The following is a 14,163-nucleotide window of genomic DNA, read 5'->3' as shown; positions in this document are numbered from 1 at the left end:
GGGAATGCAGACCGATACTGCAAAAGGTAACCAGCCCAGCAGACGTCCGTCCAGGTCACTCTTGGCTCACCGCCACTTTGAACCCGTGCGTCTTCAATAGCGCGTGCCGCTTCGCCGCATCCAAGTCGCTTGCCACCATCTCATCGATCATTTCGTCCAGCGCGATCTCCGGCGTCCAACATAGCTTTTCCTTTGCCTTGGTCGGGTCACCCAGAAGGGTTTCGACTTCCGCTGGGCGGAAGTAACGCGGGTCGATGCGCACGACCACTTGGCCGAGCACGACGCCAGGCGCGTCGCTGCCGATCACCGCGGCCACCACGCCGATCTCGTCAACGCCCTTCCCTTGGAACTGGAGCGTAATTCCCAGGCGTTGCGCGCTGCGTTTGATGAACTCCCGCACACTCACCTGCACGCCGGTGGCGATGACGAAGTCCTCGGGCTGGTCCTGCTGCAACATCATCCACTGCATGCGCACGTAGTCCTTGGCGTGGCCCCAGTCGCGCAGCGAGTCGATGTTGCCCATGAACAGGCATTCGTCCAGGCCCTGTGCGATGTTGGCCAGCCCACGCGTCACCTTGCGGGTGACGAAGGTCTCGCCGCGGCGCGGGCTCTCGTGGTTGAAAAGGATGCCGTTGCAGGCGTACATGCCGTACGACTCGCGGTAGTTCACCGTGATCCAGTACGCGTACATCTTGGCCACGGCGTAGGGGCTGCGCGGGTAGAAGGGCGTGCTCTCCTTCTGCGGGGTCTCCTGCACCAGGCCATACAGCTCGGACGTGCTGGCCTGGTAGAAGCGCGTCTTCTTCTCCAATCCCAGGATGCGGATCGCCTCCAGCAGGCGCAGCGTGCCCAGGGCGTCGACGTCGGCCGTGTATTCGGGCGACTCGAAGCTCACCGCCACGTGGCTTTGCGCACCCAGGTTGTAAATCTCGTCGGGCTGCGTCTGCTGCACGATGCGGATCAGGTTGGTGCTGTCGGTGAGGTCGCCATAGTGCAGCACGAAGTGCGGGTGGTTGACGTGCGGATCCTCATAGATGTGGTCCACCCGCTGCGTGTTGAACAGGCTGGCGCGGCGCTTGATGCCGTGCACGATGTAGCCCTTGGCGAGGAGGAATTCGGCAAGGTACGACCCGTCCTGGCCGGTCACGCCCGTGATCAGGGCGACTTTCTGGTTTTGTTGGCTCACGTTGTGTTTATCTCATGGTGGCCCGGACCGGGCCGCTTCAACAGCCCCAATGGCCGCTGCGGTGTGACGTCAGTGGGCGCCGTGTGCGCGCAGCACAACGCCGACGGTCTGTCCGAGGATCTTCAGGTCGGTCCAGACGGACCATCCCTCGACGTACCGCGCATCAAGCGCGACGCGCTGGCGGTAAGTCAGCTTGTTGCGGCCAGACACCTGCCACAAGCCGGTGATGCCCGGCCTGACCGCGCAATAGGCTCGCCAATGGCGGCCGTAGAGTTCCTTCTGCTGCAGCATGCAGGGCCGCGGACCGACCAGGCTCATGTCGCCCTTCAGCACGTTCCAGAACTGCGGCAGTTCGTCCAGGCTGGTGCGCCGGATGAACCGACCGAACCCGGTGATGCGCGGGTCGTTGTCGATCTTCTGGTACTGCTGCCAGCGCAGCTTGGCATCCGGGTCGCTGTCCAGAAAGGAACTCAGAACTTCGTCGGAGTCCATCTTCATGGAGCGGAACTTGTAGAACCTGAAGGCGCGCCCCCCGCGGCCTGCACGGGACTGGGAGTAGATGATCGGGCCGGGCGATGAGAGCCACACTCCGATGGCAAGGGCGATGAAGACCGGCAGGAACAAGATGCCAAAGAGCATCGCCCCGGCGACGTCGATCGCCCGCTTGACGGCCCGGGACCGGAGAGACAGGCCGACCATCACGTCACTCTCGTCGCCATCTCTTTGAGGGCTGGGCGTCAATTCGCCAGCACCCGCCGCATCTGTGCGATACATCTTCTTGGTCCCACTTCTAGTTCCGAGGCGCTCTCTCCGCCCGTCGCTTGCTTTTTGCTGCCTTTCGCCCTCGGCACGCCCACCGGACAGCCCGCGGGTTGTGCACCGCGCCAAGATGCTCAACCGAGCTCAGCCGGGCTGTGCGATGCTAGCGCAACAGCTTCCAGTCAGCTAACAATTTTTTACAGTTTGCGGGGCTTTAGGCACGGTTGTCGCGCCTCCGCCCACGCCCGTGACGGAATTGGCGGCCGCCGACGGCCGCTTTAGCCAGCCTGCTTCTTGGCGCCTTCGCTGATCGGCACCACGCGGCCGTACTGGTCGTCCATGCGCACGATGTCGTCCTCGCCCAGATAGCTGCCCGACTGCACTTCGATCATCTCGAGCGGCGTCTTGCCGGGGTTGTGCAGGCGGTGCACTTCACCCAGGGGGATGTAGGTGGACTGGTTCTCGGTGACCAGGAAGACCTCCTGGCCGCGCGTGACTTCCGCCGTGCCCTTGACCACGACCCAGTGCTCGGCCCGGTGGTAATGCTTCTGCAGGCTCAGGGACGCACCGGGGTTGACCACGATGCGCTTGACCTGGAAGCGGGGGCCGCTCTCGATGCTGTCGTAGGAGCCCCAGGGCCGCTGCACCTTGCGGTGGTTGTCGGCCTCGGGGCTGCCCAGCTTTTCCAGCTCGGCGACCACGGCCTTTACCTGTTCGGCCGCCACCCGACGCGTCACCAGCACGGCGTCGGGCGTGTCGACGACGATCAGGTCCTCGGCGCCCAGCACCACCACGCGTCGGTGCGGCGCGTGGATGTAGTTGTTCTTGCCCTGCAGCACCACGCCGCTGCCTTCGATGCGGTTGCCGTCGCTGTCCTGCGGCGACATGTCGGCCACGGCGTTCCAGCTGCCCACGTCGCTCCACAGGCTGGCAAACGGGTACACGGCCACCTGGTCGTGCCGCTCCATCACGGCGTAGTCGATGCTCTCGGACCGGCAGGCCTGCAGCGCGGGCGCGGCGGGGCGCAGGAAGTCGCCGTCACGCGCAGCGCCGGCGATGGCCTCACGGCATTGGGCCAGGATGTCGGGGGCGTAGCGCTCCAGCGCGGCCAGCAGCGTGTCGGCCTGGCACAGGAAGATGCCGGCGTTCCACAGCACCTGGCCGCCCAGCAGCAGTTGCTGCGCCTTTTCGAGGTCGGGCTTTTCGATGAAGCGGGCCACCTGGTGGCCGCCGTCCGGACGGGCGCCACCCTTCTCGATGTAGCCGTAGCCCGTGCTCGGGAAGGTGGGCAGCACGCCGAAGGTGACGATGGCCCCCTGCCTGGCGCAGGACGCCGCGCCGCGCACCATCTGGGCGAAGGCTGCGACGTCGGGGATGTGGTGGTCCGACGGGCAGAACAGCATCAGCTGCGCCGGGTCGGCGGCCTGCAGGGCGGCCAGCGCCATGGCGGCCGCAGTGTTGCGGGCGCACGGCTCCAGCAGGATGGTGCCCGTGAGCTTGGCCCCATGCAGGGCGTCGCGCAGCATGAAGCGGTGGTCCTCGGCGCCCACCAGCATGACACCGGTGGCGGGGTCGGCCAGCGCGGCCAGGCGCTCCAGCGTCAGGGCCAGCAGGCTCTTGCCCTCGATCAGCGGCACGAACTGCTTGGGGAACGCCTTGCGCGACAGGGGCCACAGGCGAGTGCCCGAGCCGCCGCAGAGGATGACAGGCTGGATCTTGGTGGCCATGTTCTTGTGCTTGTCGGGACTGCTGGAGGGGGACAGAGGATGCTAACGCATCAACTTGCAAATTCCGAGCCCGCGCGGCACCCAAAAGGATGAGCAGGCCGTCTCGGGCGCCCCGCAGCAGGGTTGTGACGGAATTGCGTCGCATGGCGGACGTTTCGCACCCGGGTCTTCTCGACATCCAGGCCCGCCGTCGCCCGGCTGGTTACACCTGGGCTCACCTGCCGGCCGCGGACCTTCCAAGAATGCAGCAACCGCGACCACCCCGGTCCGCCAAGGAGAACGTGCCCCCATGCAACGGCTCGCCGATCTGAAGGTGGCGATTCCGCACTACTGGTTCATGTCCTGGCGCGGGGGCGAGCGGGTCGTGCGGTCCCTGCTGGACATCTTCCCCCGGGCGGACGTCTACACCCTCTTTTTCGACAAGGCCAGGTGCGGCCCGGCGCTTGAGGGGCATCGCATCTACACGTCCCGGTTCGACGTCGCCCCGCTTCGGCAGAACTACCAGAAGCTGTTTCCGCTGTATCCGGCCGCCGTCGCCTCGCTGAAGCTGCAGGGCGGCTACGACCTGGTGCTGTCGTCGGAATCGGGGCCCATCAAGGGCATCGCCAATCCGGCGCAGGTGCCGCACCTGTGCTACGTGCACACGCCCATGCGGTACTGCTGGGGATTCACCGACGAGTACCTGCGCACCCTGCCCCGCAGCGCCCGGCCGGTGGCGCAATTCGCGTTCGAGCGGCTGCGCCGCTACGACGAGACCACTGTCGACGGGGTCCATCAGTACGTCGCCAACTCGGACAACGTGCGCAAGCGGATCCTGGGGTTCTATCGCCGTCCTGCACAGGTGATCTACCCGCCCATCGCGCTCGACCTGTTCGACGAAGCCAACCTGGTGCGCACCAGGTCGTCGGACCGCGACTACTACCTCGTGTTCAGCGCCCTGACGCCTTACAAGCGCATCGACATCGCCGTCGATGCGTTCAATCGGTCCGGCCGGCGGCTCGTCGTCATCGGCGAGGGGAGCGAGCGGCGCAAGCTCCAGGCCTCGGCCAGGTCGAACATCACCTTCACGGGCAGCCTTCCCTACAGCGACATCCATTCGCACATCAAGGGCGCCAAGGCACTGATCTTCCCGGGGGAGGAAGACTTCGGAATGATCCCCTTGGAAGTCATGGCGCACGGCGTGCCTGTCATCGCGTTCGGCCGAGGCGGCGCGCTGGAGACCGTGAAGGTCGGGGATGGGGCGCAGGCGAGCACCGGCCGCTTCTTTTCCGAGCAGACGGCCGAGTCGCTGCTGGACTGCGTGACGGCGTTCGAGCGCGAGCAGGACGCGTACTCGCCCATCGCCATTCGCAGCCACGCGCGGACCTTCGGCGAGGATGTGTTCAAGCAGCGCATCAGCACCTCGGTGCGCGAGTTCCTCGCGCGCTCCGGGCTCGACTGTTCGGCTTGAGCGCGGCAGCGGCCAGCTCAGCCGACGCAGCGCGCGCCCGATGCATTGCACTGGCTTTCGCTTGCGCGCATGCTGTGGATTCCGCCGCCCCCAGGATCTGCCATGCCGACCGCCGCCCGGATCGTCGTCTGGTTTCGTGTTCCTCACCGCTTCGCGCGCCTGCGACCGGCGCTGGGGTTGGTGGCCGCGGTCTGCCTCGCGCTGCTGTGCCTGGCGCCTTCCGCCTGGGCCGCCAAGGAAGCCTCGCAGCAGCAGTCCGCCATCCAGGCCCTGACCCGTGCCCACTCGGCCGTGGTCGGCGTGGAGGTGACGGCCATCGAGGGCTCGCGCTCGGCCGAGACGCTCGGCCGACAGCGCAGCGGCTCCGGCGTGGTGATCGGGCGCGACGGGCTGGTGCTGACCATCGGCTACCTGGTGCTGGAAGCCGAAAACATCCAGGTCACCACGCAGGACAACCGCACCCTTCCTGCCAAGGCGGTGGCGTACGACCAGGCCACCGGCTTCGGCCTGGTGCGCACCCTGCTGCCGTTGCGCGGTGTCGCGCCGGTTCCGCTGGGCTCGCTGAAGGACGTGCACGAGGGGGATGCGCTGCTGGCCGCCACCGGCGGTGAGGACGGCGACATCGCCACCACGGAGGTGGTGGGCAAGCGGCCGTTCTCGGGCTACTGGGAATACTTCATCGAGTCGGCGCTGTTCACCAGCCCGCCGATCGACAACCACAGCGGGGCGGCGGTGTTCAACCAGCGCGGCGAGTTGCTGGGCATCGGCAGCCTGTTCGTGGGCGACGCCACGGGCCAGGGCGGCCGCGTGCCGGGCAACATGTTCGTGCCGGTGGACCTGCTCAAGCCCGTGCTGGCCGAGCTGCAGCAGACGGGCACCACCCGCACCAGCCACCGCCCGTGGATCGGGCTGGTGTCCAGTGAACAGCAGGGCCGCGTGCAGGTGGTGCGCGTCACCGACGGCAGCCCCGCCGAAGCGGGCGGCGTGCGGCCGGGCGACGTGGTGCTGGCCGTGGACGGCAGCCGGGTCGCGACGCTGGAGGAGTTCTACAAGAAGCTCTGGGCCCGCCCGGCACCCGACGCGGCCATCACGCTCACGGTGCTGCAGGGGCCGGACGTGCGCAACCTCACCCTCCAAGGCGTCGACCGGATGACGCTGATGGCCAAGCCATCGGGCATCTGAGGATCGATTCCGTGACGTGCCAACACAGGCGTGCCTCACGCCCATCTCGTGGGAGAAGTACCAATGAGAATCGCGATCGCCGGAATGGGATACGTCGGCCTGTCCAATGCCTGCCTCCTTGCCCCGCACAACGAGGTCATTGCCGTCGATATCGATGCCGAGCGAGTCGCGCGAATCAATCGCCGCCGCAGCCCCATCGAAGATGCGGATGTGGAGCGCTTTCTCGCAGAGGCGCGCAGGCCTCTCGAGGCGACCACCGATTGGAAGGCGGCGTATGCCGGGGCCGATTACGTCATCGTCGCCACGCCCACGGATTACGACCCCGACACCCACAAGTTCAACACCCGCTCGGTTGAAGCCGTTGTCGGGGCGGTCAAGAGCGCCAATCCGGCCGCGACGATCGTCATCAAGTCGACCGTCCCGGTCGGGTACACGGCCCGGATCTCGCAGGAGATGGAGTGCGGCAACGTCATCTTCTCGCCGGAGTTCCTGCGCGAAGGCAAGGCGCTGCATGACAACCTGCACCCTTCCCGGATCGTTGTGGGGGAACGCTCGGAACGAGGACGCGTGTTCGCGGAGTTGCTTCGCGATGGCGCCGTCAAGAAGGACGTCCCCATCCTGCTGACCAGCTCGCACGAGGCGGAGGCCGTCAAGCTGTTCTCGAACACCTACTTGGCCATGCGCGTCGCGTACTTCAACGAGGTCGACACGTATGCGATGACGCACGGGCTGGATGCCCGGCAGATCATCGAAGGCGTCGGGCTCGACCCGCGCATCGGGGCGCACTACAACAACCCGTCGTTCGGCTACGGCGGGTACTGCCTTCCGAAGGACACCAAGCAGCTGCTGGCCAATTACGACCAGGTGCCCCAGAACCTCATTCGCGCGATCGTCGATTCGAATTCCACCCGCAAGGACTTCATCGCCAACTGTGTTCTCAAGCGCGACCCCAAGATCGTGGGCATCTTCCGGCTGGTGATGAAGGCCGGCTCGGACAACTGGCGCTCGTCCTCCGTGCAGGGCGTGATGAAGCGGCTCAAGGCCAAGGGCATCGAGGTGGTGGTGTACGAGCCGGCGCTGCAGGAAGAACGCTTCTTCCGTTCGCGCGTGGTGCGCGACCTCGAGGCATTCAAGCGGGGCTGCGACGTTATCATTGCCAATCGCCATTCCCCAGCCCTGGCGGACGTGCAGGAGAAGGTGTTCACGCGCGATCTGTTCGGCAACGATTAGTTTTCCATGAGTCCCAAGATCTACGTTGCCGGCCATCGCGGCATGGTCGGCTCGGCCATCGTGCGCCAGCTGCTTGCCGCCGGCCTGCCGCAAGACCGCATCGTCACCCGCACCCACGCGGAGCTGGACCTCACGGACCAGGCCGCGGTGCGCGCGTTCTTCCAGGCCGAACGGCCCGACCAGGTCTACCTGGCCGCGGCGCGCGTGGGGGGCATCCACGCCAACAACACCTACCCGGCCGACTTCATCTGGGACAACCTGATGATCGAGGCCAACATCGTCGAGGCCGCGTTCCGCGCCGGCGTGAAGAAGCTGCTGTTCCTGGGCTCCAGCTGCATCTATCCCAAGATGGCGCCGCAGCCGATGGCCGAGGATGCGCTGCTCACCGGCACGCTGGAATCGACCAACGAGCCTTACGCCATCGCCAAGATCGCCGGCATCAAGCTGTGCGAGAGCTTCAACCGGCAGTACGGCGCCAGCCACGGCGTCGACTACCGCAGCGTGATGCCGACCAACCTGTACGGGCCGGGCGACAACTACCACCCCGAGAACTCGCACGTGATCCCCGCGCTGCTGCGCCGCTTCCACGAGGCCAAGCAGGCCGGCGCGCCCAGCGTCACCATCTGGGGCAGCGGCACGCCGCGGCGCGAGTTCCTGTACGTCGACGACATGGCCTCGGCCAGCGTGCACGTGATGAACCTGGACAAGGCCACCTACGAGCGGCACACGCAGCCCATGCTGAGCCACATCAACGTGGGCTACGGCGACGACCTGACCATCCTGGAACTGGCGCAGGCCGTGGCCCGGACAGTTGGCTACCAGGGCCGCATCGAGACCGACCCATCCAAGCCCGATGGCACGCCGCGCAAGCTGATGGACAGCGCGCGGCTCAATTCGCTGGGGTGGCGACCGCAAGTGGCGTTCGCCGAGGGACTCACGCTGGCGTACCAGGACTTCCTGCGCGCAGGGGCGGCAGTGCGCGGCTGAGGGGCTGAAGGCTGAGGGGCTGAGTCTGAGGGGCTGCGGCGGAAATCCCCGCAGACGTCATGGCGGGCTCGACCCGCCATCCAGACCCGCTCGCCGAACACGCACGGTCGTTGGATGCCGGGTCAAGCCCGGCATGACAGCCAAAAGGGATGCCGGGTAAGCCCGACATGACAACGACAGGACGTCGCCGCCACGCCAATGACGCCGCACAATGCGGCCTGACAAGAGGGGTGGAGGCGGAGGATGGATCGCAGGATTTCCCTGTTGCGGATACTCGCGTGCTTCATGGTGGTGCAACTCCATGTGGCCGCCGAGCTCTATGCGCGCTGGAGCGCCCCCGGCTGGTGGGCCGGCAACGTCTATGACTCGCTGACACGCGCGTGCGTGCCGCTGTTCTTCATGATCGCCGGCGCGACGCTGCTGCGGCGCGACGAGCCGGTGGGCGTCTTCTTCCGCAAGCGGGCCTGGCGGATCCTTCCGCCGCTGCTGTTCTGGTCGGTCTTCTACCTCTGGTGGCTTTGGTACAACGGGGCCATCCCTGCGGACTGGACGTGGCTGTGGCTGATCCTCAGCGGCCCGACGATGTTTCACCTCTGGTACTTCTATGCCCTGGTGGGCGTCTATGCCGCCGTGCCGGTGCTGCGCAAGTTCTACGTGCACGGGTCGCGCGACGACCGCCTCTGGTTCATCGGCCTGTGGGTGATCGTGGCCTCGCTGCTGCCCACCGCCCGGGACCTGCTCGAGCACGTCCGCTGTGAAGGCAACCTGGCCAAGGGCGGCCTCACCGCCACCTATCACCTGGAGTACTTCGCCGGCTACGCGGGCTTCCTGGTGCTGGGCGCCTGGCTGACCGACAAACCGCTGCCTCGCCGCACCTCCTGGGCGCTGTTCGCCGTCGGGGCATTGGGCACGATGGCGGCCAGCTACTGGCTGTCGCGCCGCTTCGGCGGGCCCTGCGAGTACTTCTTCGTCTACCTGTCGCCTCTGGTGATCCTGTCCGCCTTCGGCCTGTTCTCCGCGGTGATGGCGGGCGATGCGGGCCCCGCGCCGCGCTGGCTGCTCGTGGTGTCCGATGCCACGCTCGGCATCTACGGCCTGCACGTGTTCATGATCGATCCGCTGTTCAAGCAGCGCGGCTGGGTGCCCAGTGCCGGCATCCCGTGGATCTCGGCGCCCGCCGTCGCCGCCGGCGTGTTCGTCGCCTGCCTGGCCGTCGTGGCGGCGGTGCGCCTGATCAAGCCGCTGCGCCGCGTGATCTGAAGCGGCCCCGGGGCACATCGCCGCCCAGGGCCGCAAAGACGCGCCGGGTTAGCATTGGCCATGCTTCTCGTCACCGGCGGCTGCGGCTTCATCGGCTCCGCGTTCATCCTGGACTGGCTGGCTCGCAGCGACGAGCCGGTGCTCAACCTCGACCTGCTCACCTACGCCGGCCACCCCGGCAACCTGCGCGACGTGGAGGCCCACCCCGGCTACCGTTTCGTGCGCGGCGACATCGCCGATCTCGAGCTGGTGGGCCGCCTGCTGCGGGAGCACCAGCCGCGCGCCATCGTCCACTTCGCCGCCGAGAGCCACGTGGACCGCTCGATCCGCGGCCCCGAGGCCTTCATCCAGACCAACGTGATCGGCACGACGCGGCTGCTGCAGTCGGCGCGCACTCACCTCGACACGCTGCCGCCGGCCGACCGTGCGCGGTTCCGCTTCGTCAACGTCTCCACCGACGAGGTCTTCGGCTCGCTGCAGCCCCAGGAGGCGGCCTTCACGGAAGACCATCCGTACCGGCCCAACAGCCCCTACTCCGCATCGAAGGCGGCGGCGGACCACTTCGCGCGGGCCTGGCACGAAACCTACGGCCTCCCGGTCATCACGACCAACTGCTCCAACAACTACGGGCCGCGGCAGTTCCCGGAGAAGCTGATCCCGCTGATGATCCACAACGGGCTGGCCGGCAAGCCCTTGCCCGTGTACGGCGACGGCCAGCAGGTGCGCGACTGGCTGCATGTCGGCGACCACTGCGCGGCGCTGCGGGCGGTGCTGGAGCACGGGCGGCCAGGCGCCAGCTACAACATCGGCGGGCGCTCCGAGCGCACCAACCTGCAGGTGGTGCAGGCCGTTTGCGAAGCGCTCGAGGAACTCCGCCCGGTGCCCGGCAGGCGGTATGCCGACCTGATCCGCCACGTGGACGACCGGCCGGGCCACGACCGCCGCTACGCGATCGACGACAGCCGCATCGCGTCGGAGCTGGGCTGGAAGCCGGCGGTGGTCTTCGAGCAGGGCCTGCGCGACACCGTGGCCTGGTACCTGGCCAACGGCGCCTGGGTGGACTCTGTCACCAGCGGCGAGTACCGCCACTGGATCGAGCGCCACTACGGCGCCTCATGAGGGCGGCGGTCGCTGGCGCAGCCAGCGCGGCACCTTGAAGCGCACGATGCTCACGTAGGCGTGGATGTAGAACACCGCGAACAGGGCGCACAACACCTTGAGCATCGTGGAGTTCTGCCAGAACAGGATGGCCGGGATGACCGTCAGCAGCGTGAACCCCCACAGGTAGGGCGAGGTGCGGTTGTTGCGCATCAGCATGCGCCGCGTCTCGTCGTCGTGGAACACGCCCCGCACGATGCGCCGGTAGATCAGCTGGTGGAAGTGCAGGGCGTCCGCCATGCTGGGCGACTGGCCGCGCGCCACCTTGCGGTAGATGGAGAACACCACCTCCCAGATCGGGTAGATCAGCAGCAGCACCGGGAACCAGGGCGAGACCTGCGGGTGGCGCTGCACGAGCGAGATGCTGGCGATGGCGATGACCACGCCCCACAGGTAGGCGCCGCCGTCGCCCGCGAAGATCAGGCCCCGCGGGTAGTTCCAGAGCAGGAAGCCGGCCGTGGCGCCGGTCAGGCACAGGACCAGCGCCGCCAGTTGCCGGTCACCGACCTGCAGCGCGACGTGGGCGATGGCCAGGCACACCAGCACGGCCACCGTGCCGGCCAGGCCGTTGTAGCCGTCGATCAGGTTGAACGCGTGCGGCAGTCCGCAGATGGCCAGGATCACGAACAGCATGCCCGGCACGGTCCAGGCCATGATCCAGGTGTCGACGAAGGGCAGGTCGACCCGGTTCACGCGAAGGTCGAGCAGCCAGCAGGCCAGCACGCCGCTCAGGGCCGTCAGCAGCAGGCGGTAGCGCACGCCCAGTTCCTGCGTCACGTCCTCGTACGTCCCGCCCAGGGCGGCGGGGATGATCACCACCAGCAGCAGCGCGGCGTCCTTGACCGAGATCTTCACGTTCAGCGGGTCGCCGATCATGTTGCCCACGGCCGCCAGCACCAGTCCGGCGATCAGTCCACCCAGCACGGCCACGCCGCCGATGCGGGGGACGTCGCCGGCGTGGAACCGCTGCGGCATGTCGGCCGCATACCGGCGCGCGTGCGCCCTGCCGTTGCGGATGAACATCAGGCCCAGCAGGACGCTGACGAACGCGCTGACGCAGATCAGGAGGATCATTGGCGCCAGACCCTCCGCTTCACGAAGTCCGTGTAGCTCAGGATGATGCGCAGCACCTTGTCCGACACGTTGTCGGCGGCGTAGTCACGCACCAGGTGCATCTGGCGCTGCGCGCCGCGGCCCTGGTCCTTCAGGACGTCCAGCGCCTGCAGCACACGCTTGGGATCGAGGCCGGTGAACATCACCGCGGCTTCCTGGAAGCCTTCGGGGCGCTCGTGCACCTCGCGCAGGTTCACGGCCGGGAAGTTCAGGATCGAGGATTCCTCGGTGATGGTGCCGCTGTCGGACAGCACCGCGCGGGCGTCCTGCTGCAGCCGCACGTAGTCGAGGAAGCCGAACGGCTTGTGGAACTGCACGTTCGCGTGCGCCTGCAGGCCCGCGGCCTCCATGCGCTTGCGCGTGCGCGGATGCACCGACACGACCACCGGCAGGTCGAACGTCGACGCCACCGTGTTGAGCACCTCGAACAGCCGCGCCAGGTTCTCCGGCGCGTCCACGTTCTCCTCGCGGTGCGAGCTGACGACGAAGTAGCGGCCGGGCTCCAGGCCCAGGCGCGCATGCACGTCCGAGCCGTCGATGCCCGCCCGGTAATGGTCGAGCACCTCGCGCATCGGGCTGCCGGTGCAGATCACCTGCTCCGGCGGCAGGCCCTCGCGCAGCAGGTAGTCGCGCGCGATCTCGCTGTAGGTCAGGTTGATGTCGCTGGTGTGGTCGACGATGCGGCGGTTGATCTCCTCGGGCACGCGGAAGTCGAAGCAGCGGTTGCCCGCTTCCATGTGGAAGATGGGGATCTTGCGGCGCTTGGCGGCGATGGCGGCCAGGCAGCTGTTGGTGTCGCCCAGCAGCAGCACGGCTTCGGGCTGGTACCGCTCCAGCTGCGCGTCGGCGGCGATGATCACCTTGCCGATCGTCTCGGCGGCGTTGGCACCGGCCGCTTCCATGAAGGCGTCCGGCTTGCGGATGCCCAGGTCGCTGAAGAAGACTTCGTTGAGCTCGTAGTCGTAGTTCTGGCCGGTGTGCACGAGCGTGTGCTCGCAGTACTGGTCCAGCTTTGCGATCGTGCGCGACAGCCGGATGATCTCCGGCCGGGTCCCGACGATCGTCATCACCCGCATGCGTTCAGCCATTGACGGCCTCGCGGATGATGTCCAGCTTCATGAGCGTGTCCTTGATCTCGGGGATGCTCAGGCGGCGGGTGTTGTGCGAGGTGTAGTCGTCCAGGTTCGAGATCTGCGTCTCGCCCTCGACGAAGTACTTGTTGTAGTTCAGGTCGCGCGAGTCGGCCGGGATGCGGTAGTAGCCGCCCAGGTCCTCGGCGCGGGCCATCTCCTCGCGCGAGACCAGCGACTCGTACAGCTTCTCGCCGTGGCGCGTGCCGATCACCTTGATCTCGTTCGGGGCCTTGAGCAGTTCCTTCATCGCCTGCGCCAGCTCGCCGACGGTGGAGGCCGGCGCCTTCTGCACGAAGATGTCGCCGGGGCGCGCGTGGCTGAAGGCATAGAGCACCAGGTCGACCGACTCTTCCAGCGACATCAGGAAGCGCGTCATGGTGGGATCGGTGACGGTCAGCTCCTTGCCGGCGCGCAGCTGCTCCAGGAACAGGGGAATGACCGAACCGCGCGAGGCCATGACGTTGCCGTAGCGGGTGGCGCACAGCACGGTCTTGGTGGGGTCGCACAAGCGCGACTTGGCGACCATCACCTTTTCCATCATCGCCTTGGACATGCCCATGGCGTTGATCGGGTAGACGGCCTTGTCGGTGCTGAGCACCACGCAACGGCTGACGCCGTTCTCGATGGCGGCGCGCATCACGTTCTCGGCGCCGATCACGTTGGTGCGCACCGCTTCCATCGGGTAGAACTCGCACGAGGGCACCTGCTTGAGCGCCGCGGCGTGGAAGACGTAGTCCACGCCCTTCATCGCGTCGCGCACGGAGTCGTAGTCGCGCACGTCGCCGATGTAGAACTTGACCTTGTCGTTGCGCAGCTGGATGCGCATGTCTTCCTGCTTCTTCTCGTCGCGGCTGAACACGCGGATCTCGGCGAAGTCGGAATTGACGAACCGGTGCAGGACGGCATTGCCGAACGAGCCGGTGCCGCCGGTGATGAGGAGGGTCTTGTCTTTGAACATGGATGTCTGTTCCGTGTTTC

At 67.0% G+C, this 14,163-nt stretch carries 12 protein-coding genes; 6 read left to right on the top strand and 6 right to left on the bottom strand.

Translation table 11 applies throughout. The features are described 5' to 3' along the window. Window positions 1-55: 55 nt before the first annotated feature. From gmd to AC3ANR_RS04690, 3 genes are all read right to left on the bottom strand, one after another. Window positions 56-1,186: a GDP-mannose 4,6-dehydratase gene (gene gmd, locus AC3ANR_RS04700; RefSeq protein ID WP_488290720.1), complete on the bottom strand. Its 1,131-nt coding sequence runs from the start codon at window positions 1,184-1,186 to the stop codon at window positions 56-58. Between the two features lie 69 nt (window positions 1,187-1,255). Then, window positions 1,256-1,885: a sugar transferase gene (locus AC3ANR_RS04695; protein ID WP_488291750.1), complete on the bottom strand. Its 630-nt coding sequence runs from the start codon at window positions 1,883-1,885 to the stop codon at window positions 1,256-1,258. A gap of 338 nt (window positions 1,886-2,223) precedes the next feature. Then, a complete protein-coding gene (locus AC3ANR_RS04690; RefSeq protein WP_488290719.1) occupies window positions 2,224-3,672 on the bottom strand; it encodes a mannose-1-phosphate guanylyltransferase/mannose-6-phosphate isomerase in 1,449 nt (482 codons plus the stop codon). A gap of 289 nt (window positions 3,673-3,961) precedes the next feature. Here AC3ANR_RS04690 and AC3ANR_RS04685 point away from each other — a divergent pair, with 289 nt between their 5' ends. From AC3ANR_RS04685 to rfbB, 6 genes are all read left to right on the top strand, one after another. Continuing rightward, window positions 3,962-5,122: a glycosyltransferase gene (locus AC3ANR_RS04685; protein ID WP_488290718.1), complete on the top strand. Its 1,161-nt coding sequence runs from the start codon at window positions 3,962-3,964 to the stop codon at window positions 5,120-5,122. Window positions 5,123-5,224: 102 nt separating this feature from the next. Continuing rightward, window positions 5,225-6,304: a S1C family serine protease gene (locus AC3ANR_RS04680; RefSeq protein ID WP_488290717.1), complete on the top strand. Its 1,080-nt coding sequence runs from the start codon at window positions 5,225-5,227 to the stop codon at window positions 6,302-6,304. 63 nt (window positions 6,305-6,367) lie between these two features. Beyond that, window positions 6,368-7,534: a nucleotide sugar dehydrogenase gene (locus AC3ANR_RS04675; RefSeq protein ID WP_488290716.1), complete on the top strand. Its 1,167-nt coding sequence runs from the start codon at window positions 6,368-6,370 to the stop codon at window positions 7,532-7,534. A 6-nt stretch (window positions 7,535-7,540) separates the two neighbouring features. Then, on the top strand, window positions 7,541-8,521 hold the full coding sequence (gene fcl / locus AC3ANR_RS04670; RefSeq protein ID WP_488290715.1) for a GDP-L-fucose synthase: 981 nt from the start codon (window positions 7,541-7,543) through the stop codon (window positions 8,519-8,521). A gap of 285 nt (window positions 8,522-8,806) precedes the next feature. Further along, the gene (locus tag AC3ANR_RS04665; RefSeq protein ID WP_488290714.1) at window positions 8,807-9,781 is read left to right on the top strand and encodes an acyltransferase; all 975 of its coding nucleotides are present in this window, start codon (window positions 8,807-8,809) and stop codon (window positions 9,779-9,781) included. A gap of 60 nt (window positions 9,782-9,841) precedes the next feature. After that, a complete protein-coding gene (gene rfbB / locus AC3ANR_RS04660) occupies window positions 9,842-10,900 on the top strand; it encodes a dTDP-glucose 4,6-dehydratase (protein WP_488290713.1) in 1,059 nt (352 codons plus the stop codon). Here rfbB and AC3ANR_RS04655 read toward each other — a convergent pair. The 3 genes from AC3ANR_RS04655 to AC3ANR_RS04645 are packed head-to-tail and all read right to left on the bottom strand — an operon-like array spanning window position 10,895 to window position 14,143. Beyond that, complete coding sequence (locus AC3ANR_RS04655) at window positions 10,895-12,013, bottom strand: MraY family glycosyltransferase (protein WP_488290712.1); 1,119 nt, start codon at window positions 12,011-12,013, stop codon at window positions 10,895-10,897. The genes rfbB and AC3ANR_RS04655 overlap by 6 nt on opposite strands. Continuing rightward, window positions 12,010-13,140 (bottom strand): non-hydrolyzing UDP-N-acetylglucosamine 2-epimerase, encoded by a 1,131-nt coding sequence (gene wecB, locus AC3ANR_RS04650; protein ID WP_488290711.1) that lies wholly within the window; start codon window positions 13,138-13,140, stop codon window positions 12,010-12,012. Before wecB ends, AC3ANR_RS04655 begins: the two co-directional genes overlap by 4 nt. Then, entirely contained in the window at window positions 13,133-14,143 is a 1,011-nt protein-coding gene (locus tag AC3ANR_RS04645; protein WP_488290710.1) for a polysaccharide biosynthesis protein, read from the bottom strand. Before AC3ANR_RS04645 ends, wecB begins: the two co-directional genes overlap by 8 nt. Between the last annotated feature and the right edge of the window lie 20 nt (window positions 14,144-14,163).

The organism is Ramlibacter sp. JJN2-2R, from assembly GCF_057747835.1.
This window is presented reverse-complemented; position numbering and strand designations above follow the sequence as displayed.